Source organism: Burkholderia sp. Ap-955, from assembly GCF_011753045.1.
GTDB lineage: Bacteria > Pseudomonadota > Gammaproteobacteria > Burkholderiales > Burkholderiaceae > Burkholderia > Burkholderia lata_D.
Genome location: NZ_VWWH01000090.1, coordinates 1 through 22,290, shown reverse-complemented (window position 1 = coordinate 22,290; position 22,290 = coordinate 1). Strand labels below are relative to the sequence as shown.

General features: G+C 68.7%; 21 protein-coding genes. 15 read left to right on the top strand and 6 right to left on the bottom strand.

All coding sequences use genetic code 11. The annotated features are described in order from the left end of the window. The first annotated feature begins 35 nt into the window (after positions 1 to 35). The gene (locus tag F3J15_RS30855) at positions 36 to 1,232 is read left to right on the top strand and encodes a phosphoglycerate kinase (protein ID WP_027789226.1); all 1,197 of its coding nucleotides are present in this window, start codon (positions 36 to 38) and stop codon (positions 1,230 to 1,232) included. Positions 1,233 to 1,389: 157 nt separating this feature from the next. Here F3J15_RS30855 and F3J15_RS38165 read toward each other — a convergent pair whose 3' ends face one another. Further along, complete coding sequence (locus F3J15_RS38165; RefSeq protein WP_256093618.1) at positions 1,390 to 1,518, bottom strand: hypothetical protein; 129 nt, start codon at positions 1,516 to 1,518, stop codon at positions 1,390 to 1,392. On the opposite strand from F3J15_RS38165, the gene pyk reads away from it, so the two are divergent. From pyk to F3J15_RS30825, 6 genes are all read left to right on the top strand, one after another. After that, on the top strand, positions 1,517 to 2,953 hold the full coding sequence (gene pyk / locus F3J15_RS30850; RefSeq protein ID WP_069248753.1) for a pyruvate kinase: 1,437 nt from the start codon (positions 1,517 to 1,519) through the stop codon (positions 2,951 to 2,953). The two genes, F3J15_RS38165 and pyk, sit on opposite strands and share 2 nt — an antisense overlap. Positions 2,954 to 3,270: 317 nt before the next feature. Continuing rightward, entirely contained in the window at positions 3,271 to 4,335 is a 1,065-nt protein-coding gene (gene fba, locus F3J15_RS30845; RefSeq protein ID WP_166895968.1) for a class II fructose-bisphosphate aldolase, read from the top strand. A 225-nt stretch (positions 4,336 to 4,560) separates the two neighbouring features. Next, entirely contained in the window at positions 4,561 to 5,451 is an 891-nt protein-coding gene (locus F3J15_RS30840) for a phosphoribosylaminoimidazolesuccinocarboxamide synthase (RefSeq protein ID WP_089426236.1), read from the top strand. Positions 5,452 to 5,467: 16 nt separating this feature from the next. Beyond that, positions 5,468 to 5,989 carry a 5-(carboxyamino)imidazole ribonucleotide mutase gene (purE, locus tag F3J15_RS30835; protein WP_166895966.1) on the top strand — a complete coding sequence of 174 codons (522 nt, stop codon included), beginning with the start codon at positions 5,468 to 5,470 and terminating at the stop codon, positions 5,987 to 5,989. 80 nt (positions 5,990 to 6,069) lie between these two features. Then, positions 6,070 to 7,266, top strand: coding sequence for a 5-(carboxyamino)imidazole ribonucleotide synthase (locus F3J15_RS30830; RefSeq protein WP_089484513.1), 1,197 nt, complete (start codon positions 6,070 to 6,072; stop codon positions 7,264 to 7,266). An 11-nt stretch (positions 7,267 to 7,277) separates the two neighbouring features. After that, positions 7,278 to 8,306: an L-threonylcarbamoyladenylate synthase gene (locus tag F3J15_RS30825; protein ID WP_166895964.1), complete on the top strand. Its 1,029-nt coding sequence runs from the start codon at positions 7,278 to 7,280 to the stop codon at positions 8,304 to 8,306. Between the two features lie 80 nt (positions 8,307 to 8,386). Here F3J15_RS30825 and F3J15_RS30820 read toward each other — a convergent pair whose 3' ends face one another. From F3J15_RS30820 to dacB, 3 genes are all read right to left on the bottom strand, one after another. Further along, positions 8,387 to 9,517, bottom strand: coding sequence for an SGNH/GDSL hydrolase family protein (locus F3J15_RS30820; protein WP_166895962.1), 1,131 nt, complete (start codon positions 9,515 to 9,517; stop codon positions 8,387 to 8,389). A gap of 95 nt (positions 9,518 to 9,612) precedes the next feature. Continuing rightward, on the bottom strand, positions 9,613 to 10,527 hold the full coding sequence (locus tag F3J15_RS30815) for a sterol desaturase family protein (protein WP_166895960.1): 915 nt from the start codon (positions 10,525 to 10,527) through the stop codon (positions 9,613 to 9,615). Between the two features lie 402 nt (positions 10,528 to 10,929). Then, positions 10,930 to 12,462: a D-alanyl-D-alanine carboxypeptidase/D-alanyl-D-alanine-endopeptidase gene (dacB, locus tag F3J15_RS30810; protein ID WP_069248746.1), complete on the bottom strand. Its 1,533-nt coding sequence runs from the start codon at positions 12,460 to 12,462 to the stop codon at positions 10,930 to 10,932. 186 nt (positions 12,463 to 12,648) lie between these two features. On the opposite strand from dacB, the gene F3J15_RS30805 reads away from it, so the two are divergent. The 6 genes from F3J15_RS30805 to F3J15_RS30780 all read left to right on the top strand — a co-directional run bounded on the left by F3J15_RS30805 (position 12,649) and on the right by F3J15_RS30780 (position 18,028). Then, positions 12,649 to 13,311 (top strand): response regulator, encoded by a 663-nt coding sequence (locus F3J15_RS30805; RefSeq protein ID WP_021164091.1) that lies wholly within the window; start codon positions 12,649 to 12,651, stop codon positions 13,309 to 13,311. 3 nt (positions 13,312 to 13,314) lie between these two features. Then, on the top strand, positions 13,315 to 14,661 hold the full coding sequence (locus F3J15_RS30800; protein WP_069248745.1) for an ATP-binding protein: 1,347 nt from the start codon (positions 13,315 to 13,317) through the stop codon (positions 14,659 to 14,661). Between the two features lie 111 nt (positions 14,662 to 14,772). Next, the gene (locus F3J15_RS30795; RefSeq protein WP_069248744.1) at positions 14,773 to 16,257 is read left to right on the top strand and encodes a DegQ family serine endoprotease; all 1,485 of its coding nucleotides are present in this window, start codon (positions 14,773 to 14,775) and stop codon (positions 16,255 to 16,257) included. Between the two features lie 105 nt (positions 16,258 to 16,362). Further along, on the top strand, positions 16,363 to 16,800 hold the full coding sequence (locus tag F3J15_RS30790) for a carboxypeptidase-like regulatory domain-containing protein (RefSeq protein ID WP_069248743.1): 438 nt from the start codon (positions 16,363 to 16,365) through the stop codon (positions 16,798 to 16,800). 132 nt (positions 16,801 to 16,932) lie between these two features. Then, complete coding sequence (locus tag F3J15_RS30785; protein ID WP_069248742.1) at positions 16,933 to 17,292, top strand: DUF427 domain-containing protein; 360 nt, start codon at positions 16,933 to 16,935, stop codon at positions 17,290 to 17,292. A 28-nt stretch (positions 17,293 to 17,320) separates the two neighbouring features. Then, positions 17,321 to 18,028 (top strand): SRPBCC domain-containing protein, encoded by a 708-nt coding sequence (locus F3J15_RS30780; RefSeq protein ID WP_089446323.1) that lies wholly within the window; start codon positions 17,321 to 17,323, stop codon positions 18,026 to 18,028. A 42-nt stretch (positions 18,029 to 18,070) separates the two neighbouring features. Here the strand turns inward: F3J15_RS30780 and F3J15_RS30775 are convergent, their stop codons facing one another. After that, a complete protein-coding gene (locus F3J15_RS30775) occupies positions 18,071 to 19,087 on the bottom strand; it encodes a helix-turn-helix domain-containing protein (RefSeq protein ID WP_166895958.1) in 1,017 nt (338 codons plus the stop codon). A gap of 153 nt (positions 19,088 to 19,240) precedes the next feature. Between F3J15_RS30775 and F3J15_RS30770 the strand changes: the two genes are divergently transcribed. Then, on the top strand, positions 19,241 to 19,918 hold the full coding sequence (locus F3J15_RS30770; RefSeq protein WP_166895956.1) for a cysteine hydrolase family protein: 678 nt from the start codon (positions 19,241 to 19,243) through the stop codon (positions 19,916 to 19,918). Between the two features lie 97 nt (positions 19,919 to 20,015). Here F3J15_RS30770 and F3J15_RS30765 read toward each other — a convergent pair whose 3' ends face one another. After that, entirely contained in the window at positions 20,016 to 20,657 is a 642-nt protein-coding gene (locus F3J15_RS30765) for a TetR family transcriptional regulator (protein ID WP_069248739.1), read from the bottom strand. Between the two features lie 401 nt (positions 20,658 to 21,058). Between F3J15_RS30765 and F3J15_RS30760 the strand changes: the two genes are divergently transcribed. Further along, the coding region (locus tag F3J15_RS30760) for an efflux RND transporter periplasmic adaptor subunit (RefSeq protein ID WP_166895954.1) at positions 21,059 to 22,290 on the top strand (1,232 nt) is incomplete at its 3' end.

Below are 22,290 nucleotides of genomic sequence, written 5' to 3'. Positions count from 1 at the left end.
CCCCTTTCCCCATCCACTACTTCAATTTGTTCAACATGAGCCAAGTCAAGCGTCTTACCGACCTGATCGCCGCCGGCCAGCTCGCCGGCAAGCGGGTATTCATCCGCGCCGACCTGAACGTCCCGCAGGACGACCAGGGCAACATCACCGAAGACACGCGCGTGCGCGCGTCCGTGCCGGCCATCCAGGCCGCGCTCGACGCCGGCGCGGCCGTGATGGTCACGTCGCACCTCGGCCGTCCGACCGAAGGCGAATTCAAGCCGGAAGATTCGCTCGCGCCGGTCGCGAAGCGCCTCGCCGAGCTGCTCGGCCGTGACGTGCCGCTCGTCTCGAACTGGGTCGAGAACGGCGTGAACGTCGCACCGGGCCAGGTCGTGCTGCTCGAGAACTGCCGCGTGAACAAGGGCGAGAAGAAGAATTCGGACGAGCTCGCGCAGAAGATGGCGAAGCTCTGCGACGTGTACGTGAACGACGCGTTCGGCACCGCGCACCGCGCGGAAGCGACCACGCACGGGATCGCGAAGTACGCGCCGGTCGCGTGCGCGGGCCCGCTGCTGGCCGCCGAACTCGACGCGCTCGGCAAGGCGCTCGGCAACCCGGCCCGCCCGCTGGTGGCGATCGTCGCCGGCTCGAAGGTGTCGACCAAGCTCACGATCCTGAAGTCGCTGGCCGGCAAGGTCGACCAGTTGATCGTCGGCGGCGGCATCGCGAACACGTTCATGCTCGCGGCCGGCCTGTCGATCGGCAAGTCGCTGGCGGAAGCCGACCTCGTCGCGGAAGCGAAGGCGATCATCGACGAAGCGCGCGAGCGCGGCGCGTCGGTACCGATCCCGACCGACGTCGTCACCGCCAAGGAATTCTCGCCGACGGCGGTCGCCACGGTGAAGCAGGTCGCCGACATCGAAGCGGACGACATGATCCTCGACATCGGCCCGGATACGGCCAAGGCGCTCGCGAGCCAGCTCGAGAAGGCCGGCACGATCGTGTGGAACGGCCCGGTCGGCGTGTTCGAGTTCGACCAGTTCGGCAACGGCACCAAGACGCTCGCTGAAGCGATCGCCAAATCGTCCGCGTTCTCGATCGCGGGCGGCGGCGACACGCTCGCGGCCATCGCGAAGTACGGCATCCATGACCAGGTCAGCTACATCTCGACGGGCGGCGGCGCCTTCCTCGAGTTCCTCGAGGGGAAGAAGCTGCCGGCGGTGGAAGTGCTGGAAACGCGGGCGGCCTGAGCGTGGCGGCGCGCGCAGGGGTGACGAAGGCCGCGCGCTCCGCGAAAGCGGAGCCGACGGCCGGCGCGGGCAAGCGCAAACGCGCGCCCGCGCGGGCGAACACCGCCCCGCGCGCACCGGCGGCCGCCGGCGACGCGGCCGAGCAGCACCACGAGATTCAGAACAAAGCGATGCCGGGCGCAAGCACCGGCACGCCCCCCGGAGCGGCGGCCGCTGGGCCTGCCGCTTCCGGCTCTCGCAGCGTTTCACCCAGCGCATCCACCTTGATCCAGATGAGGAGTTTCATGCAGCGCGCCACCAAGATAGTCGCCACGATCGGCCCGGCTTCCAGTTCGCCGGAGATTCTGCTGCAGATGATGCAGGCGGGCCTCGACGTCGTGCGGCTCAATTTTTCGCACGGCACGGCCGACGATCACCGCCAGCGCGCCGAGATGGTGCGCGAGGCCGCCCGCAAGGTCGGCCGCGAGATCGCGATCATGGCCGACCTCCAGGGCCCGAAGATCCGCGTCGGCAAGTTCGAGAACGGCAAGACGACGCTCGAGCCGGGCCAGGCCTTCATCCTCGACGCGGGCTGCGAGCTGGGCAACGACGAGCGCGTCGGCCTCGACTACAAGGAGCTGCCGCGTGACCTGCGCACGGGCGACCTGCTGCTGCTGAACGACGGCCTGATCGTACTGACCGTCGAGCGCGTGCTCGGCGACGAGATTCACACGATCGTCAAGGTGGGCGGCGAGCTGTCGAACAACAAGGGCATCAACCGCCAGGGCGGCGGGCTGTCGGCGCCCGCGCTGACCGCGAAGGACATGGAAGACATCCGCACCGCGATGTCGCTCGGCGCGGACCTCGTGGCGGTGTCGTTCCCGAAGAACGCGACCGATATGGAAATGGCGCGCCAGCTCGCGAACATCGCGGGCGCACCGTACGGCATCAAGCCGAAGATGATCGCGAAGATCGAGCGCGCGGAGGCGATTCCTGCGCTGCAGAGCATTCTTGATGCGTCCGACGGCATCATGGTCGCGCGCGGCGACCTCGCGGTGGAAGTGGGCAACGCGGCCGTGCCGGCGCTGCAGAAGCGGATGATCCGGATGGCGCGCGAGTCGAACAAGCTCGTGATCACCGCGACGCAGATGATGGAATCGATGATCTACGCGCCGGTGCCGACCCGCGCGGAAGTGTCGGACGTCGCGAACGCGGTGCTCGACGGCACCGACGCGGTGATGCTGTCGGCCGAGACGGCCGCCGGCAAGTATCCGGTCGTCACGATCGAGACGATGGCGGCCGTGTGCGTCGAAGCAGAAAAGTCGGAAGAAGTCGAGCTGGACAAGGATTTCCTCGACCGCACGTTCACGCGGATCGACCAGTCGATCGCGATGGGCGCGCTGTTCACCGCCTACCACCTGGGCGCGAAGGCGATCATCGCGTTGACCGAATCGGGCGCGACCGCGCTGTGGATGTCGCGTCACTACACGCACGTGCCGATCTTCGCGCTGACGCCGCGCGTCGGCAGCGAGCGCACGATGGCGCTGTACCGCAACGTGACGCCGCTGCATGTCGACTTCAACAGCGACCGCGACTCGGCGCTGCAGGCGGCGCTCGAGATCGTCGTCAAGCAGGGCTACGTGCAGCACGGCGATATGGTCGTGCTGACCGTCGGCGAGCCGATGGGGCAGGCGGGCGGCACCAATACGCTGAAGATCGTGCGGGTCGGCGAGCACTATTGAGCGCCGACCGGGCATCGGGCCGGCCTGCGGGCCGGCCGCCCGGATCGGCTGAAAAATCGATCCGGCACCGTTTTTGATACGAAAGCCGCGTGGGGTCCGAAGCCCCGCGCGGCTTTTTTTCTCATTTTTGCCCGCATTGTGCCGTGCGAACGTAACAAATTGCGAGTCGGCGCCACCGGGCGGTCGGAATCGGAGGCGCTTCGCGATAAAATGCGGCTATTCGACGCTCAGCCGCGCCGCGCCACCCCGGGTTCGACCGGGAGCGAGCGCCGCGCCGGCGTCAGGGCGCACCGGTTTTCATTCCATGGAGTTCCACAATGCCTCTCGTATCAATGCGTCAATTGCTGGACCACGCGGCAGAGCACGGTTACGGCCTGCCGGCCTTCAACGTGAACAACCTGGAGCAGGTCCAGGCGATCATGGCGGCGGCGGACCAGGTCGGCGCGCCCGTGATCATGCAGGCATCGGCCGGCGCGCGTAAGTACGCGGGCGAGCCGTTCCTGCGCCACCTGATCGAAGCAGCAGTCGAGTCCTACCCGCACATCCCGGTCGTGATGCACCAGGATCACGGCCAGTCGCCGGCAGTCTGCATGGCCGCGATCCGCAGCGGCTTCACCAGCGTGATGATGGACGGTTCGCTGGAAGCCGACGGCAAGACGGTCGCGTCGTACGAGTACAACGTCGACGTGTCGCGCAAGGTCGTCGAGATGGCGCACTCGATCGGCGTGACGGTCGAAGCCGAGCTCGGCGTGCTCGGCTCGCTCGAGACGATGAAGGGCGACAAGGAAGACGGCCACGGCGCGGAAGGCACGATGACCCGCGAGCAGCTGCTGACCGATCCGGAGCAGGCTGCCGACTTCGTGAAGCTCACGCAGTGCGATGCACTCGCGATCGCGATCGGCACGTCGCACGGCGCGTACAAGTTCTCGAAGAAGCCGACGGGCGACATCCTGTCGATCCAGCGCATCAAGGAAATCCACGCGCGCATCCCGAACACCCACCTCGTGATGCACGGTTCGTCGTCGGTGCCGCAGGAACTGCTGGCCGAGATCCGCGAATTCGGCGGCGACATGAAGGAAACCTACGGCGTGCCGGTCGAGGAAATCCAGGAAGGCATCAAGCACGGCGTGCGCAAGATCAACATCGACACCGACTTGCGTCTGGCGATCACCGGTGCGATCCGCCGCTACCTGTTCGAGAACCCGGGCAAGTTCGATCCGCGCGACTACCTGAAGCCCGCGCGCGAAGCCGCGAAGCAGGTTTGCGTCGATCGCTACCTCGCGTTCGGCTGCGAAGGCCAGGCCGGCAAGATCAAGCCGATGGCGCTCGACAAGATCGCCGAGCAGTACAAGTCCGGCGCGCTCGCACAGGTCGTGCGCTGAGACTGTAGTACGATTGCCGCGCCCGATGTGGGCAAAGGCAAGGCTGTCTGGCCGGATCTGATCCGGCCCCGCAGCCGTTCCGTCCGGCCGAACGAGGGCCGGCCGGCAACCGCCCGGGCGCCGTCGCCCGGCCGGTTCGCCGACGTATTGCAAGACCGCCGTTCCCGCCTGCCGCGGGGAACGGCGTTTTCCCTTTTTGTTTGGCTCCTTATCTGCGAAAAGACGATGTCTACCCTCTACGAATCCACGCTCCGCTCGCTGCCGCTCCTCGGTCGCGGCAAGGTCCGCGATAACTACGCGGTCGGCAACGACAAGCTCCTGATCGTCACGACCGATCGCCTGTCGGCATTCGACGTGGTGATGGGCGAGCCGATTCCGAACAAGGGCCGCGTGCTGAACCAGATGGCGAACTTCTGGTTCGACAAGCTCGCGCACATCGTGCCGAACCACCTGACGGGCGACGCGCCGGAAACGGTTGTCGCGGCCGACGAGGTCGAGCAGGTGAAGGGCCGCGGCGTGGTCGTCAAGCGCCTCGAGCCGATCATGATCGAAGCGGTCGTGCGCGGCTACCTGGCCGGCAGCGGCTGGAAGGAATACCAGGCGTCGGGCGCCGTGTGCGGCGTGCAGCTGCCGGAAGGCCTGCAGAACGCGCAGAAGCTGCCCGAGCCGATCTTCACGCCGGCCGCGAAGGCCGAGATGGGCGAGCACGACGAGAACATCACGTTCGAGGAAACCGAGCGCCGCATCGGCACCGAGCTGGCCGCGACGATCCGCGACATCTCGATCAAGCTGTACAAGGAAGCGGCCGACTACGCGGCCACGCGCGGCATCATCATCGCCGACACGAAGTTCGAATTCGGCCTCGACAACCACGGCCAGCTGTACCTGATGGACGAAGTGCTGACCGCCGATTCGTCGCGCTTCTGGCCGGCCGACCAGTACGAAGTCGGCACGAACCCGCCGTCGTTCGACAAGCAGTTCGTGCGCGATTGGCTCGAGGCGCAGCCGTGGGGCAAGACGGCACCGGCGCCGGCGCTGCCGGCCGACGTGGTCGAGAAGACGGCCGCGAAGTACCAGGAAGCGCTCGAGCGCATCACGGGCCAGTCGCTGGCCTGATTGGGGAACGGAACACATGAGCGAAGTTCAGACTGCCCACACGCACAGCGCGCCGCTCGTCGGCGTGCTGATGGGTTCGAGTTCCGACTGGGGCGTGATGAAGCACGCGGTTGCCATCCTGCAGGAATTCGGCGTGCCGTACGAAGCGAAGGTCGTGTCCGCGCACCGGATGCCCGACGAGATGTTCGACTATGCGGAGAAGGCGCGCGAGCGCGGGCTGCGCGCGATCATCGCGGGCGCCGGCGGCGCGGCGCACCTGCCCGGCATGCTGGCCGCGAAAACCACGGTGCCGGTGCTCGGAGTGCCGGTCGCGAGCAAGTACCTGAAGGGTGTCGATTCGCTGCACTCGATCGTGCAGATGCCGAAGGGCGTGCCCGTCGCGACGTTCGCGATCGGCGAGGCCGGTGCCGCGAACGCCGCGCTGTTCGCGGTGTCGATCCTGTCCGGCAACTCGGTCGACTATGCGAACCGGCTCGCCGCGTTCCGCGTGCGCCAGAACGAAGCCGCGCACGCGATGGTGCTGCCGCCGCTGGAATGACGGCGCACCGGCGGCCGCGTGTCGCGGCTGCCTGACCTCCCCACTGCGGCGGGCAGCGCCCGCCGCGACCGACCACTGACATGACCGCAACTCCTGATTCCGTTTCCCCGATCCTGCCCGGCGCGTGGCTTGGCATGGTCGGTGGTGGCCAGCTCGGCCGCATGTTCTGCTTTGCCGCCCAGTCGATGGGCTATCGCGTCGCCGTGCTCGATCCCGATCCGACGAGCCCCGCCGGCGCGGTCGCCGACCGCCACCTGCGCGCGGCCTACGACGACGAAGCCGCGCTCGCCGAACTGGCCGACCTGTGCGAGGCGGTGTCGACGGAGTTCGAGAACGTGCCGGCCGCGAGCCTCGATTTCCTCGCGCGCACGACGTTCGTCGCGCCGGCCGGCCGCTGCGTCGCGGTCGCGCAGGACCGGATCGCGGAGAAGCGCTTCATCGAAGCGTCGGGCGTGCCCGTCGCGCCGCACGTCGTGATCGAATCGTCGGCGGCGCTTGCCGCGCTCGACGACGCCGCGCTCGACGCGGTGCTGCCGGGCATCCTGAAGACGGCGCGGCTCGGCTACGACGGCAAGGGCCAGGTGCGTGTGAGCACCGCGCAGGAAGCGCGCGACGCGCATGCGGCGCTGAACGGCGTGCCATGCGTGCTCGAGAAGCGCCTGCCGCTGAAATACGAAGTGTCGGCGCTGATCGCGCGCGGCGCGGACGGCCGCTCGGCCGCGTTCCCGCTCGCGCAGAACGCGCACCACAACGGCATCCTCGCGCTGACGGTCGTGCCCGCGCCGGCCGCCGATGCCGCGCGTGTCGAAGAGGCGCAGCAGGCCGCCGTGCGGATCGCCGATACGCTCGGCTACGTCGGCGTGCTGTGCGTCGAATTCTTCGTGCTGGAAGACGGTTCGTTCGTCGCGAACGAGATGGCGCCGCGCCCGCACAACTCCGGCCACTACACGGTCGATGCATGCGCAACGAGCCAGTTCGAGCAGCAGGTGCGTGCAATGACGCGCATGCCGCTCGGCAACCCGCGCCAGCATTCGCCGGCCGCGATGCTGAACATCCTCGGCGACGTGTGGTTCCCGAACGGTGCGGCGGCTGATGCCGTCACGCCGCCGTGGGATACGGTCGCGGCGATGCCGGCCGCGCATTTGCACCTGTACGGCAAGGAAGACGCGCGCGTCGGCCGCAAGATGGGCCACGTGAACTTCACGGCCGAAACGCGCGACGAAGCCGTTGCCGCGGCCACCGCGTGCGCGCAGCTGCTGCGCGTGCCGCTCGACTGAGACGCCAGCCGATGTCCATCGACCTCCCGAACACCGTGACGGCCGCGCAGATCGACGCGGCCGCCGCGTTGCTCGACGCGGGCCAGCTCGTCGCCTTTCCGACCGAAACCGTCTACGGGCTTGGCGGCGATGCGGCGAATCCCGAGGCCGTCGCGCGCATCTACGCGGCGAAGGGGCGGCCCGCGAATCATCCGGTGATCGTGCACCTGCCGCCGGGCGGCGATCCCGGCTACTGGGCCGACGATCTGCCGGCCGACGCGCAGGCGTTGATCGATGCGTTCTGGCCGGGCCCGCTGACGCTGATCCTGAAGCGCCACGCGCGCATTCCGGACACCGTGAGCGGCGGCCAGGATTCGGTCGGGCTGCGCTGCCCGTCGCATCCGGTCGCACAGGCGCTGCTGGCCGCGTTCAGCGCGCGGCGCGACGGGCATGGCGGCGTGGCTGCGCCGTCCGCGAACCGGTTCGGCCATGTGAGCCCGACCACCGCACAGCACGTACGCGACGAATTCGGCGACACCGTGCACGTGCTCGACGGCGGCGCATCGGAAGTCGGGATCGAATCGACGATCCTCGACCTGTCGCGCGGCTTCCCGGCGCTGCTGCGCCCGGGCCACGTGACGCCGCAGCAGATCGCCGACGTGCTCGGCCGCGCACCGCAACTGCCGGACGGCAGCGACGCGACCGCGCCGCGCGCGTCGGGCACGCTGAAAGCGCATTACGCGCCGCGCACGCCGCTCGCGCTGCTGCCGTTCGACGCGCTCGAGCCGCTGCTCGCGGCCGCGCAGACCGACGGCGAGCGTGTCGCGCTCGTCGCACGCGCATCGCGCGCGGGACGCTGGGCGCAGGCCGACGGCGTGCATTTCGTCGCGGCGCCGGAAGATCCGCAGGCGTATGCGCGCGACCTGTACGGGATGCTGCGTGCGCTCGACCGCGCGCAGGTGGCGCGGATTCTGGTCGAGAAGCTGCCCGAGACCGTCGAATGGATCGCGGTCAACGATCGCCTCGGCCGCGCGGCGGCTGCGTTCGAAGCGCGCGACTGATACCCGTCGCGGTTCACGAATGAAAAACGCCCGACCGGCAAACCGGTCGGGCGTTTTCGTTTGGGCGCGTGGCCGGCGGCTTACTTGCCGACGCCGGATTTCGCGATCTGCTGTTCGGCGAACTGTGCGAACAGCGCATGCAGGTGCGTCGTCGGGTGGACCGTGTCGGCGAACATGTAGGTTTGATCCGCGTTCGCGACCGTGTAGGTCTGCGGCGAGCAGAACAGCGACGAGCCGAATGCGGTTGCGTTCGCGACGCCGTATTGCGTGGCGGCCTGGACCATCGCCTTCAGGTTACACGCGGTGTCGGTGTTCGATACGTCGAAGCCGTTCGCCTTGTAGTTCGCGAGGATGCCGTCCTGCCACGTGAACGTGTCGAGCAGCACGTACTTGGTCGTGTCGACCTTGAGCGCCTGCAGCGTCGCGGCGAGCGTGCCGTTGAACAGCATCGACAGTTGCGTGAGGGTCGTCTGCGAGCCGCCCTGGAGCGCGAGCGGCGTGCCGCCGATATCCGGCACGTTCGACACGAACACGTGCGTCGCGCCGGCGGCGACGATCTGCTGCACGATGCCCGCGAGCTGTTGCGCGGCGGCGCCGATGTTCTGCTGCAGCTGCGTCGGCGTGATCGCGCCGGCCTGCAGCGCCGCGACCTGGTAGAAGATGTCGTTCGCGCCGCCGTTCAGCAGCACGATCTGGCCGGCGTTGAAGCTGCCGTGCTGCGACACGTATTGCTTGACCTGGTCGGCGATCGGCGTCGTGGTCGCTTGCGCGTAATCGGCGTTCGGCACGCTGGCGTCCGCATGGCCGATGCCCGGCTGCTGCGTCACGCGCGAGCCGCCCTGTGCGTAGCCGAGACCGCCGGTGGCCTGCAGCGGAATGCCGAAACCGCCCTGGTTCGCGGGCTGCAGCGTGTCGCCGTAGTACTGCGCGACGTTCTGCGTCCACACCTGGCCCGGGTTGGTCGTGAAGCGGCCGCCGCCGAAGCCGAGCTTGATCTGCGAGTAGGTGCCCGCGTCGGACAGGCTGTCGCCGAACGACACGACCTGCATTGTCACGCCCGACGGCGGCGTGTTCGATGCGCTGTTGCTGTTGTTGTCGTCACCGCCGCCGCATGCGGCGAGCAGCGCGAGCGCGGCGCCGGCGATCGCGACCTGCGCGGTGCGCAGCATGCGCTGACGGGTGCGGGCGGGTGCGTGTCGTTGTGTCTGCATCGTTCGATCTCCTCGTAGATATGGCCTGATGTGTTTCTCATCTGCCGCGTGCCTGCCCGGTTCGGGGCTGCGCGGCGGCCGTTGGCTGAAACGGTTTATTGGTCTCGCGCAGCCGCAAGCGGCACGGTGCGCGGATCCGGGTTCGCGGCCTCGGCAATCTGCGCATGATAAGCGCTCGCCCATTCGGGCGGGCCGAAAATCGCGCGCAGCTTGTTGCGCCAGCCGTCGACGCGCAACGCGTCGCCGGCCATCGATACCCACTCGTGGAACGTCGCGACGAGCGGGTTGTTCGAGCCGAGCCGCTCGACGATCCCATACTGCGGCGGATCGTCGGGCGTTTCCTCGACATAGCTGCCGAACAGGCGATCCCAGATCACCAGGACACCTGCGTAATTGCGGTCGACGTAGCGCGCGTTGCGCGCATGGTGCGCACGGTGGATCGACGGCGTGTTCAGCACGTATTCGAGCCAGCCGAGCTTGCCGATCGCCTGCGTGTGCACGAAGAACTGGAACGCGAGGTTGATCAGCACGATGCCGACGACCTGTTGCGGCGGAAAGCCGGCGAACGCGAGCGGCAGCCAGAACACCCACATCCCCGCGACCGGGTACATCAGGCTCTGGCGGAACGCGGTCGAGAAATTCATCCGCTCGGACGAGTGGTGCACCACGTGCGCGGCCCACAGCCAGCGCACGCGATGGCTCGCGCGATGAAAGACGTAGTAGAGGAAATCCTGCGCGACGAACAGCATCGCGAACGACAGCCAGCCGTCGTGCCACGTGAACAGCCGATAGTGCTGGTAGCAGTACGCATAGACGGGGATCACGAACAGCCACGCGATCTTGTCGGCGCCCTGGTGCATCAGCGCGAGCGCCGCGTTGCACAGCGTGTCGCGCCACGCATAGACAGGGTCCTGCGCACGGGTGCGGGCGAGGTGCCAGGCCTCCCACGCGATGCAGAGCAGGAAGACGGGCGCCAGCGCGAGCAGAAGCAATTCGACGTCGAATCGCATGGGCGTGTCTCCTTCTTTCCCCTGCAAGCCTTGAGGCCGGGCGTGTGGCCCGTTGTAGATATCGGTCAGGCCAACAGCCTACGCAATCGCCACGCGCTAGGCGAGGGGGCAGCGTAGAGGGTTCCCTCTGAGGACAGGGTTTTTACGGAAGCCGCGCCGCACGGGGGCGGGCGGTGTGGCCCTGTTTTGTGGGCGTGGGTGGCGCGCGGGGTGTCGTGCGCTGGTGGCGGCTGGCGTTTCAAACCGGGGAGGGCGGGATTCGGTGCGCGGAGGCGCTGGCAGGCCGCCCCGGCGGCGCGTCAGGGCGACCCGTTGCGCGGTGCCGCCGCGATGCCGAGACGGGCCGACGCGCGCCGGCAACCGGTCATGGGCGCGCCGTGTGTGTCGCGGCGTGGGGCAACGTCAGTGCGCGCCGGCGTAGATCCACTCGAGCAGCGAGTCGTGCGCGGCGCGCGCGGCTTCCGCGTGATCGTTGTTGATGAAGCTCACGACGATGTAGCTCTGGCCGTCCGCACCGGCGACGTAGCCGGCGATCGCGCGCACGTCGCGCAGCGTGCCGGTCTTGATGTGCGCGTTGCCGAGCACGCCGGCGTTGGTGAGGCGGTTCTTCATCGTGCCGTCGATGCCGGCGATCGGCAGCGAATCGACGAACGCCTGCGCGACGGGGCTCGCGTTCGCGGCCTGCAGCAGCGCGGCGAGCGACAGCGCGCTCACGTGCTCTTCGCGCGACAGGCCCGAACCGTTCTCGAGCACGAGGTCGGGCATCGCGATGCCGTTCTTCTGCAGGAACGCCTGGATCACGCGGCTCGACTGCTCGGGCGTCGCGGGCGGCTTGCCGCTGACCGCGCCGATCGTCAGGAACAGGTTGCGCGCCATCACGTTGTTGCTGAACTTGTTGATGTCGTAGACGATGCTGCCGAGCACCGGGCTGTGATGCACGGCGAGGGGCCGCGCGGTGGTCGGCACCTTGCCTTCGCTCACCGGCCCCGCGATCGTGCCGCCGTCCTGCTGCCACAGAGCGAGGAAGCCGCGCGCGAAGAATGTGGTGTGATCGAGGATCGCGAGGTTGGTCGTGTGCGCGCCGCAGCGCAGCGGGTAGTCGCCCGCGAACGAGGCAGTCATGATCCCGCCGCCGGCCGTCAGCGTCGGGCGCGCGGCCGCGGCGGCCGCGCTGCACGAGCCCGTGCCTTCGACCAGCTGGTTGTCGATCGACAGGTCGGCGAGCGGCGGCAGCACGTCGACGGCCACCTTGCCGTCGTCGCCCGGCGTGACGGTGAACGACACGGCCTTGAATGCGTACAGCAGCGGGTCGGGGCCGACGTTGTACGGCGCGCTCGCGTCGTCGTCGAACGAAGGGAGGTCGCGCGTCGAGGTCGCGAAGTAGCTCTTGTCGAGGACGAGGCCGCCGGCCACCCGCTTGACGCCGGCCTTGCGGAGCTTGTCGACGAGATCGATCAGCTCTTCGGGCACGAGCTTCGGATCGCCGGTGCCCTTGATGTACAGGTTGCCCTGCAGCGTGCCGTCCGGGTCGACCGTGCCGTCCGTGTAGGCGGTCGTGCGCCAGCGGTAGTCGGGGCCGAGGATCGACAGGCCCGAGAAGGTCGTCACGAGCTTCATCGTCGAGGCGGGCATCATCGGCCGGCTCGCATTCCACGCGATCAGCGGTTCCGGATCGCCGACGCGCTCGACGACGACGCTCATCGCCGACGCCGGCACCTTCGCGCGCTGCAGCGCGACGAGCACGGACGCCGGCAGGCCGGCCGCGCGCGCGGCGGGCGACACGACCGTGGTCTTGCGCGCTTCCTTGTGGGATTTCTTGCGGGCCTGCGCGGACGGCGCGAAGGCGAGGGCCGTGCAGGTGGCGACGATGGCGGCCGCCTTCAGGCAGACGCGGGCGCGGGGGGCGAACCGGGTGGAAAGATCGGAAATCGGCATGAGCGAATACGGGAGAAGCACGACGTTCGGGCAGGGCGCGCGCGGCGCCAAAGCGCACATTGTAGAGACAAGTCCGGACAGCCCCCTTGCAATCCGCCTTTCTGTTGCATTGCACGGTGCCGCGCGCCCGGTTCGCGGCGCTACAATGGTCGCCGTGTTTGACTCGCCCCATGGATGCCTGTCCCGATGCGGATTCTGCTTGTCGAAGATGATCGAATGATTGCCGAAGGCGTGCGCAAGGCGCTGCGCTCGGACGGCTTTGCGGTCGACTGGGTGCAGGACGGCGACGCCGCGCTGACGGCGCTCGGCGGCGAGACGTACGACCTGCTGCTGCTCGATCTCGGCCTGCCGAAGCGCGACGGCATCGACGTGCTGCGCACGCTGCGCGCACGCGGGCTGGCGCTGCCGGTGCTGATCGTCACCGCGCGCGACGCGGTGGCCGATCGCGTGAAGGGGCTCGACGCGGGCGCCGACGACTACCTCGTCAAGCCGTTCGACCTCGACGAACTGGGCGCGCGGATGCGCGCGCTGATCCGCCGCCAGGCCGGGCGCAGCGAATCGCTGATCCGCCACGGCGCGCTGACGCTCGATCCCGCTTCGCACCAGGTGACGCTCGACGGCGCGCCCGTCGCGCTGTCGGCGCGCGAGTTCGCGCTGCTCGAGGCGCTGCTCGCGCGGCCCGGCGCGGTGCTGTCGAAGAGCCAGCTCGAGGAGAAGATGTACGGCTGGGGCGAGGAGATCGGCAGCAACACGGTCGAGGTCTACATCCACGCGCTGCGCAAGAAGCTCGGCTCGGACCTGATCCGCAACGTGCGCGGGCTCGGCTACATGGTCGTCAAGGAAAGCTGACGCGTGAGGTCGATTCGTCATCAATTGCTGATCTGGCTGCTCGCGATCGTCGTCGCGGGCGTGGGCATCGCGGGCTGGCTCATCTACCGGCAGGCGCTCGCCGAAGCGAACGAACTGTTCGACTACCAATTGCAGGAAATCGCCGCGGCCTTGCCGTCCGAGCCGTTCTCGCAGGTGTTCGGCTCGCGCACCAACGGCGACGAAGGCATCGTGATCCAGATCTGGAACCGCAACGGCGTGCTGATGTACTTCTCGCATCCGCGTGCGCCGATCGCGCCGCGCGCGGAGCTCGGCTTCTCGACCGAACGCACCGATCGCGGCGAATGGCGCGTGTACGGCGCGATCGTCGGCGACAACGTCGTGCAGCTCGCGCAGCCGCTGTCGGTGCGCAACCGGCTCGCGGCGAACGTCGCGCTGCGCACGCTGTGGCCGCTGATCGTGCTGCTGCCGTTCCTCGGCGCGGCCGTGTGGGTGATCGTCGGGCGCGGGCTCGCGCCGCTCGCCCGCGTGACGCGCGCGGTCGAGGCGCGCCGGCCAGAAGCGCTCGATCCGTTGCCCGATGCGCGCCTGCCGCTCGAGGTGCAGCCGCTCGTCCGGGCGCTGAACGGGCTGCTCGCGCGGCTGGCGGCGGCGCTCGATACGCAGAAGGCCTTCGTGGCCGACGCCGCGCACGAACTGCGCACGCCGCTCGCGGCCGTGCAGATCCAGGCGCAGCTCGTCGCCCGCGCGAAGGATGACGCGTCGCGCCGCGAGGCGGTCGCCGATCTCCAGGATGGCGTGTCGCGTGCGACGCGTCTCACGGAGCAGCTGCTTGCGCTCGCCCGCGCCGAACCGGATGGCGCGACGATGCGCGAGCCGGTCGACCTGCAGGCACTCCTCACCGAATGCGTGGCCGCGCTCGCGCCGCTCGCGCAACGGCGCGACATCGATCTCGGCTTCGAGGAGACGCGCGCGGCGAGCGTCGTCGCGGACGTCGGTGCACTGCGCGTGATGTTCGGCAACCTGCTCGACAACGCGGTGAAGTACACGCCGGACGGCGGCCGCATCGACGTGTCGCTGACCCGCGACGCGGCCGGCCGCGCGTGCGTGCAGATCGGCGACAGCGGGCCCGGCATTCCGGCCGACGAGCGCGAACGCGTGTTCGACCGCTTCTACCGCGACAGCTCCGCGCGGGCGCGCACCGACGTGTCGGGCAGCGGGCTCGGGCTCGCGATCGTCAAGCGCGTGGCCGCGCAGCAGGGCGCGACGGTGTCGCTCGGCGACGCGGCCGCGGGCGGCCTGCTCGTCAGCGTCGTGTTCCGCGATGCCGAGATGCCGGCCGAGGCGCCGCAGCCGTCCGAATCCGTGTGAAGAACGCCCCCGGGCGGGCGCCGGCGGCCGCTTAAGCCCCGCTTAAGGCGGATTAAGCCTCCTTTAAGTCAGGGTCGTTACGCTGCGTCCTAACAAAGAGGAGGTCCTACGATGAACACCCGATTCCTTGCGCGCGGCGCCGTCGCGGTCGCCGTGGCGGCCGCCCTGTCCGCCGGTTATGTCGCCGGCACCCGTCGCGCCGATCCGCAGATCATCACGCCCGCGCAGGCCGCCGCACTGATGCCGGCCGAAGCGGCCGCGAAGACCGGCATCCCCGATTTCTCCGGGCTCGTCGAGACCTACGGTCCAGCGGTCGTGAACATCAGCGCGAAGCACGTCGTGAAGCAGGTGTCGCGGCGCGTGCCGCAGCCGCAGCTGCCGATCGATCCGAGCGATCCGTTCTACCAGTTCTTCAAGCACTTCTACGGTCAGGTGCCGGGCATGGGCGGTGACGCGCAGCCGGACGACCAGCCGAGCGCGAGCCTCGGTTCCGGGTTCGTCATCAGCTCCGACGGGTACATCCTCACCAATGCGCACGTGATCGACGGCGCGAACGTCGTCACGGTCAAGCTGACCGACAAGCGCGAATACAAGGCGAAGGTCGTCGGTTCCGACAAGCAGTCCGACGTCGCGGTGCTGAAGATCGACGCGAGCGGCCTGCCGACCGTGAAGATCGGCGACCCGGCGCAGAGCAAGGTCGGCCAGTGGGTCGTCGCGATCGGTTCGCCGTACGGCTTCGACAACACGGTCACGTCGGGCATCATCAGCGCGAAGTCGCGCGCGCTGCCGGACGAGAACTACACGCCGTTCATCCAGACCGACGTGCCGGTGAACCCCGGCAACTCGGGCGGCCCGCTGTTCAACCTGCAGGGCGAGGTGATCGGCATCAACTCGATGATCTACTCGCAGACGGGCGGCTTCCAGGGCCTGTCGTTCGCGATCCCGATCAACGAGGCGATCAAGGTGAAGGACGAGCTCGTGAAGACGGGCCACGTGAGCCGCGGCCGCCTCGGCGTCGCCGTGCAGGGGCTGAACCAGACGCTCGCGAGCTCGTTCGGACTGCAGAAGCCGGACGGCGCGCTCGTCAGCTCGGTCGACGCCAACGGTCCGGCCGCGAAGGCCGGCCTGCAGCCGGGCGACGTGATCCTGTCGGTCAACGGCTCGCCGGTCGCCGATTCGACGTCGCTGCCCGCGCAGATCGCGAACCTGAAGCCGGGTTCGAAGGCCGACCTGCAGATCTGGCGCGACAAGTCGAAGAAGTCGATCAGCGTGACGCTCGGCGCGATGGCCGACGCGAAGCTCGCATCGAACGACGGCGGGCCGGTCGAGCAGGGGCGCCTGGGCGTCGCGGTGCGTCCGCTGTCGCCGCAGGAGCGCAGTGCCAACAACCTGTCGCATGGTTTGATCGTGCAGCAGGCCGGCGGGCCGGCCGCCAACGCGGGCATCCAGCCCGGCGACGTGATCCTCGCGGTCAACGGCCGCCCGGTCACGAGCCCCGAGCAGTTGCGCGACGCGGTCAAGGGGGCAGGCAACAGTCTTGCTCTGCTGATCCAGCGCGATAATGCACAGATCTTCGTGCCGGTCGACCTGAGCTGACCGGCTACGGCCGACGGCCGGCCAGGCCGGCCGCGGCGGGCGCCCCCGCCGTTCTGGATATGTGACGCGGCGCCCTGTATGTGTTCCGACCCCAAGGAGAGAGCCATGCAATATCTACGCAACGTGTCCCGATTTGCCGTCGCCGCGGCGCTGGCCGCCGGCCTCGCAGCCGGAGCGACCGGCGCGTACGCGCAGTCGGACGGCTTGCCCGCCGCGCGCCAGCAGGGCGACGTCACCTTCGTGTCCGGCGGCGTCGGGCTGGACGAATCGACGGCGTTCCAGCGCAACGAGCCGAGTTGGCCGCTGGCGCTGCGGTTCACCGGCAAGGGCGGTGAGTTCCTGGCCGACGTCCATGTGCGGATCGTTGACGGCAAGGGTGCCGAAGTGCTGAAGACCGACGCGCGCGGGCCGTACATGCTCGTGAAGGTGCCGCCGGGCCGCTATACGGTGCAGGCGTCGTACCAGGGCAACGAGGAATCCCGCGCCGTCACGGTCGGCGAGAAGGGCGGCGCGAAAGCCGCCTTCCAGTGGAGCGCGCAGTAGCCCGCCGCGCGCGGCCCCGGCCGGGGTTGCGCATTCGGCTGCGGTTTCGCCCATAATGAAAGCCACGGCACCCGTGCCGTGGCTTTTTCGTTTCCTGAGCCCGGCTTGGCCTGGGCGCCCCAAGGAGAAACGATGTCCGACGCAGCCGACCCTCGTCTCGAAATCGTGCCGAACCGCCATCGCGTGCGGGTGATCCATCGCGGCATCACGTACGCCGATTCGCACGGCGCGCTGACCGTGCGCGAAACGGGTCTGCCGGACACCCACTACCTGCCGCGCCGCGACGTCAACATGCGCCGGCTCGTGAAGTCGGGCGTCACGTCGGCCTGCCCGTTCAGGGGCGAGGCCGTGCACTTCGACTTGCAGACCGAAGACGGCGTGATCGAGAACGCCGCATGGAGTTATGAGGAACCGAAGGCGGCTGCGCTGGCGCTCGCGCACTACGTTGCCTTCGACACTGCACGGATCGACAGTCTCGTCGAGACGTCCTGATGCGGCGCGTGTTCATCGGGGAGGCGCCATGGAACTGAACGACTCGTTACGCATACCGCTCGCCCCGCCCGTCGTGCGGGAGGCGTTCGAGGATCTCGCGTTGCTGCGCGCGAGCTTCGACCATTGCGAATCCTTCGTGAAGCTTGCGCACGGCGAGTTTGCGCTGACGATCACGGTGCCGCTCGGCCCGCTGCGCGCCCGCTACGACGTGCGTGCACATGCGGCCGCCGAGCAGGGCGACGCGGAAGGGCAGCCGCGCCGCGTGATCAACTTCAAGGCGCGGGCCGACGGGCTCGGCGCGCTGCGCGGCCAGGTCGAACTCGTGCTGATGCCGGACGACGACGCGAACGCCACGCGCATCGAGTATGTGGTCTGGGCGACGGCGAGCGGCCCGCTCACCGAGCTGCCGGGGCGGCAGATCGAAAATACGCTGCGCGAATGGACCGACGATTTCTTCCGTGAATTTTGCGCGGTCGTGCAGGCGAAGCACGGTCTCGCGCCGAACCGAGCGCGCTCGGCCGCGCCACGGCGCCAGCACGTGTTCCTGCGGCCGGCGTCGCTGGTGGCCGCGACGAAGCGTGCGTTGCCGCCGCACCTCGGCGGCGCGCTGACCGGGCGTGCCGCCGGCGCGCTCCCGCATCGCGGCGCCGGCACGGTGCCCGTGTGGGCGTGGGCCGCGATGATCGTGTTCGTCGCGCTGCTGCTTTACGCGGCGCGCTGGATCAACGGCGGCTGAGCGGCCGGCCGGTTCCGCAGCGAGGCCTACTCGCCGCGCGCGTTACCGCACGACATCGGCGCCGGCTCCGGCGCCGCGAAATTCCCTTCGATATGCCGACGGCGACGTGCCGAGCGTGCCCGCGAAATGCTGGCGCAGCGACACGCTCGACCCGTAGCCGGCTGCCTGCGCGATCGCATCGATCGATTGCCCGGTGGTTTCCAGCAGATGCTGCGCGCGCGCGAGCCGCTCGGCCTGCAGCCACGCGGTGACGGTCGTGCCGGTCGCCTGGCGGAAATGGCGCGTGAACGTGCGCCGGCTCATCAGCACGCGTTCGGCGAGCGAATCGACGCTGTGTCCGGCGTCGAGGTGGGCGCGCACCCAGTCGAGCAGGCCCGCGAGCCGTGCATCGCGCGGGTGCGCGGCCACCGGCTGCGGCACGTATTGCGCCTGCCCGCCCTGCCGGTGCGGCGGGATCACGAGGCGGCGCGCGATCTGGTTCGCGGCGTCCGAGCCAAACCGCAGCCGGACGACGTGCAGGCAGCAGTCGAGCCCGGCGGCCGTGCCGGCCGACGTCATCAGGTTGCCGTCGTCCACGTACAGCACGTCCGGATCGAGCTTCACGCGCGGAAAGCGTTGTGCGAAGTCGTCGGCCCACGCCCAGTGCGTGGTGGCCGGGCGGCCGTCGAGCAGGCCGGCCGCGGCGAGCACGTAGGCGCCGAGGCACAACCCGACAAGCTGCGCGCCTCGTGCGGCGGCCGCGCGGACGGCGTCGAGCAGCACGTCGGGCGGCGCTTCGTCCGGATCGCGCCATGCCGGCACGATGACGATGTCCGCGTCCTCGAGCCCGTCGAGCCCGTACGGCGCGGTGATCGTGAAGCCGCCCGTCGTCGACAGCGGGCCACGTTCGGCCGAGCAGACGCGGAACTCGAACACGGGCGAGGCAGCCGCGTCGCGTTCCTTGCCGAACACGACCGACGGCACCGACAGGTGGAACGGGCTGATGCCGTCATACGCGATCACGGCAACGACGGTCGGAGCAGGCTGGGCGGTCCGGGGGGACGAGGCGGCGGCGGTCATGACGGGCTCCGGAATGGCGATGGCCCGATTCTATCGAAGAATGGCTATCGGGCCACTGTCCCCGCGAACGATGCGCGCCGACAATGCATCGCATCGCGCCGCTGGCCGTCCCATTCCGGGGCGGGGCCGCGCCCCCCGGACCAGGAGCCCGCCATGTCGAACACCGTCCCGCATTCCGCTTCCCAAGCCGTTTCCCGTCCGGCTGCCCGTCGCGCACTGATCGTGATCGACGTCCAGAACGAATACGTGACGGGCAACCTGCCGATCGAATATCCGCCGCTCGACGTGTCGCTCGCGAACATCGGCCGCGCGATCGATGCCGCGCATGCGGCCGGCGTGCCGGTGATCGTCGTCCAGCACGTCGCACCGGCCGGCGCGCCGATTTTCGCGCCCGGTTCCGACGGCGTCGCGCTGCACGCTGTCGTTGCCGGCCGGCCATACGCGCACCTGATCGAGAAGAAGCTGGCAAGCTCGTTTGCCGGTACCGACCTCGCCGCGTGGCTCGAGGCACACGGGATCGACACGCTCGCGGTGGCCGGCTACATGACGCACAACTGCAACGCGTCGACGGTTTATCACGCGGCGCACGCGGGGTTGAATGTCGAGTACCTCAATGACGCGACGGGTGCGCTGCCGTACGAGAACGAAGCAGGCGCGGTAAGCGCCGAGGAGATTCACCGCACGTACGCGGTCGTGTTCCAGTCGAATTTCGCAGCCGTGATGTCGACCGACGCGTGGATCGCGGGACTGGCCGGTGCGCCGATGCCGAAGCGCGATTCGGTCGCCGCGTCGAACCGGCGGGCCCGCGCGCAGCGCGCGAAGGCGGCCTGAAACTGGAGGGAGATGGGAGAGGGCGTGGGCAGCGCGTTGGCGAGGTTGGCGCGCCGCCCGATGAAACAAACACCACAAGCGAGCGCTCGTCGCGCGGTCAGTCGCCGTTCTTCAGCATCGCCGGGCTGAAGCGCAGCATGTCGAAACAGCCGTCGACGAGCTTTTCCGCATGCTGCTCGGCGTCGATCTCGTCGGGCAGCATCAGCATGTCGCGCACGAAACCGCTGACGAGCGTGTGCAGCATCAGCGTCGCGCGCCACGTATCGAGCCGCTCGGGCAGCAGCTTGAGCCGCACGGCTCCCGCGAGATCGGCATCGATCGCGTGCAGCGCCTCGCTCATGCCCGCACGGTTGCGCTGGAGCAGCGGCTCGAGATCCGCGACGTACTCGCACTTCATGAACAGGATGCTGAACACGCGGCGTAACTGCGCGTCGCGTTGCACGCCGAGCAGGCACCAGATCAGGATCTGCCGGATCTTCTCGAGCGGATTGCCGCCCGGCGCGTCGAGCGGCATCCGCTTCAACTCGTCGATCGGCAGAAACACGCGGTCGAACATCGCGTCGAACAGTTCGCTCTTGTTCGCGAAATGCCAGTAGATCGCACCGCGCGTCACGCCGGCATGCTGGGCGATGTCCGCGAGCGACGTGTGCGACACGCCCTTCTCGAAGAACACGTGTTCGGCGGCGTCGAGAATGCGGTTACGCGTCTCGAGCGCCTCCTCCTTGGTACGTCTGACCATGTGCAGGCCTGATTGGAATGATCGTAGGTGAATATAGGGTCTGCAACCCTCTGCGCAGTCATATAGACTGGCTATGCTTGCGGCTGGTAACAATCTGTAAGACTGGACAGCGGGCGGGGCACAAACTGGCTTTTTACATACATTCATGAATGTATATACAATACCACCCTACGATCGAATGACCCAAGTGGCAATCAGTTAATATCCCACTCTGCTGATTCCCGCCAAAGTACCAGTCCGCAGTGCGGGGCAACCTGTCGGCACGGAGGTTTCGTGCCGCTTGCTGTATCTAGCAGTCCAGTATTTCAGGTGTTCGATCTGCGCCGTGAGGCGCATCCGTGTTGCGCTCGCTCCGGTCGGGTGCGGCACTTATTCCATTGGTTATACACAGAGGTCGCTCCATGCGCGTCGAACGGGTTCCATACCGCTTAATCACTGTCGCGACGGCCGCCGTTTTCCTGGCCGCGTGCGGGAAAAAAGAATCGGCACCGCCGCCGCAAACGCCGGAAGTCGGCGTCGTCACCGTCCAACCGCAAGCCGTACCGGTCTTCAGCGAACTGCCGGGCCGCACCAGCGCATTCCTCGTCGCGCAGGTGCGCGCACGAGTCGACGGCATCGTGCTGCGTCGTGAATTCACCGAAGGCACCGACGTCAAGGCCGGCCAGCGTCTGTACAAGATCGATCCGGCGCCGTACGTCGCCGCACTGAACAGCGCGAAGGCAACGCTCGCGAAGGCGCAGGCGAACCTCGTCACGCAAAACGCACTGGTCGCGCGCTACAAGGTGCTGGTGGCCGCGAACGCGGTCAGCAAGCAGGACTACGACAACGCGGTGGCCACGCAGGGCCAGGCCGCGGCGGACGTCGCGGCCGGCAAGGCGGCGGTCGATACCGCGCAGATCAACCTCGGCTATACCGACGTCGTGTCGCCGATCACCGGCCGCGTCGGCATTTCGCAAGTGACGCCGGGCGCGTACGTGCAGGCGAGCCAGGCCACGCTGATGTCGACGGTGCAGCAGCTCGATCCGGTGTACGTCGACCTCACGCAGTCGAGCCTCGAAGGCCTGAAGCTGCGCCAGGACGTGCAGAGCGGCCGCCTGAAGACGAGCGGCCCGGGCGCCGCGAAGGTGTCGCTGATCCTGGAAGACGGCAAGACCTACTCGGAAGCCGGCAAGCTGCAGTTCTCGGACGTGACGGTCGACCAGGCCACCGGTTCGGTGACGATCCGCGCGGTGTTCCCGAACCCGGGCCGCGTGCTGCTGCCGGGCATGTTCGTGCGCGCACGGATCGAGGAAGGCGTGAACGAGAACGCGTTCCTGGTGCCGCAGATCGGCGTCACGCATGACCAGAAGGGCCAGGCGATCGCGATGGTGGTGAACGCCAGCAACAAGGTCGAGCCGCGTCCGCTGAAGACCACCGGTATGCAGGGCCCGAACTGGATCGTCGAAGGCGGTCTGCAGGCGGGCGACCACGTGATCGTGCAGGGCGGCGAGAAGGTGCGCCCGGGTGCGACCGTGAAGTCGGTACCGGCACAGCTCGCACCGGCGGCCGGAGCCGCATCGGGCGCCGCCGCCACCGCCGCGCCGGCTGCCGCCGGTTCCGGCGCCGCTGCCGCTTCCGGTGCTGCCGCATCGGG

Coding starts and splice junctions, on each gene's coding strand:
- F3J15_RS30855 (WP_027789226.1), top strand. CDS start 36: ATGAGCCAAGTCAAGCGTCTTACCGACCTGATCGCCGCCGGCCAGCTC.
- pyk (WP_069248753.1), top strand. CDS start 1,517: ATGCAGCGCGCCACCAAGATAGTCGCCACGATCGGCCCGGCTTCCAGT.
- F3J15_RS38165 (WP_256093618.1), bottom strand. CDS start 1,518: ATGAAACTCCTCATCTGGATCAAGGTGGATGCGCTGGGTGAAACGCTG.
- fba (WP_166895968.1), top strand. CDS start 3,271: ATGCCTCTCGTATCAATGCGTCAATTGCTGGACCACGCGGCAGAGCAC.
- F3J15_RS30840 (WP_089426236.1), top strand. CDS start 4,561: ATGTCTACCCTCTACGAATCCACGCTCCGCTCGCTGCCGCTCCTCGGT.
- purE (WP_166895966.1), top strand. CDS start 5,468: ATGAGCGAAGTTCAGACTGCCCACACGCACAGCGCGCCGCTCGTCGGC.
- F3J15_RS30830 (WP_089484513.1), top strand. CDS start 6,070: ATGACCGCAACTCCTGATTCCGTTTCCCCGATCCTGCCCGGCGCGTGG.
- F3J15_RS30825 (WP_166895964.1), top strand. CDS start 7,278: ATGTCCATCGACCTCCCGAACACCGTGACGGCCGCGCAGATCGACGCG.
- F3J15_RS30820 (WP_166895962.1), bottom strand. CDS start 9,517: ATGCAGACACAACGACACGCACCCGCCCGCACCCGTCAGCGCATGCTG.
- F3J15_RS30815 (WP_166895960.1), bottom strand. CDS start 10,527: ATGCGATTCGACGTCGAATTGCTTCTGCTCGCGCTGGCGCCCGTCTTC.
- dacB (WP_069248746.1), bottom strand. CDS start 12,462: ATGCCGATTTCCGATCTTTCCACCCGGTTCGCCCCCCGCGCCCGCGTC.
- F3J15_RS30805 (WP_021164091.1), top strand. CDS start 12,649: ATGCGGATTCTGCTTGTCGAAGATGATCGAATGATTGCCGAAGGCGTG.
- F3J15_RS30795 (WP_069248744.1), top strand. CDS start 14,773: ATGAACACCCGATTCCTTGCGCGCGGCGCCGTCGCGGTCGCCGTGGCG.
- F3J15_RS30790 (WP_069248743.1), top strand. CDS start 16,363: ATGCAATATCTACGCAACGTGTCCCGATTTGCCGTCGCCGCGGCGCTG.
- F3J15_RS30785 (WP_069248742.1), top strand. CDS start 16,933: ATGTCCGACGCAGCCGACCCTCGTCTCGAAATCGTGCCGAACCGCCAT.
- F3J15_RS30780 (WP_089446323.1), top strand. CDS start 17,321: ATGGAACTGAACGACTCGTTACGCATACCGCTCGCCCCGCCCGTCGTG.
- F3J15_RS30775 (WP_166895958.1), bottom strand. CDS start 19,087: ATGACCGCCGCCGCCTCGTCCCCCCGGACCGCCCAGCCTGCTCCGACC.
- F3J15_RS30770 (WP_166895956.1), top strand. CDS start 19,241: ATGTCGAACACCGTCCCGCATTCCGCTTCCCAAGCCGTTTCCCGTCCG.
- F3J15_RS30765 (WP_069248739.1), bottom strand. CDS start 20,657: ATGGTCAGACGTACCAAGGAGGAGGCGCTCGAGACGCGTAACCGCATT.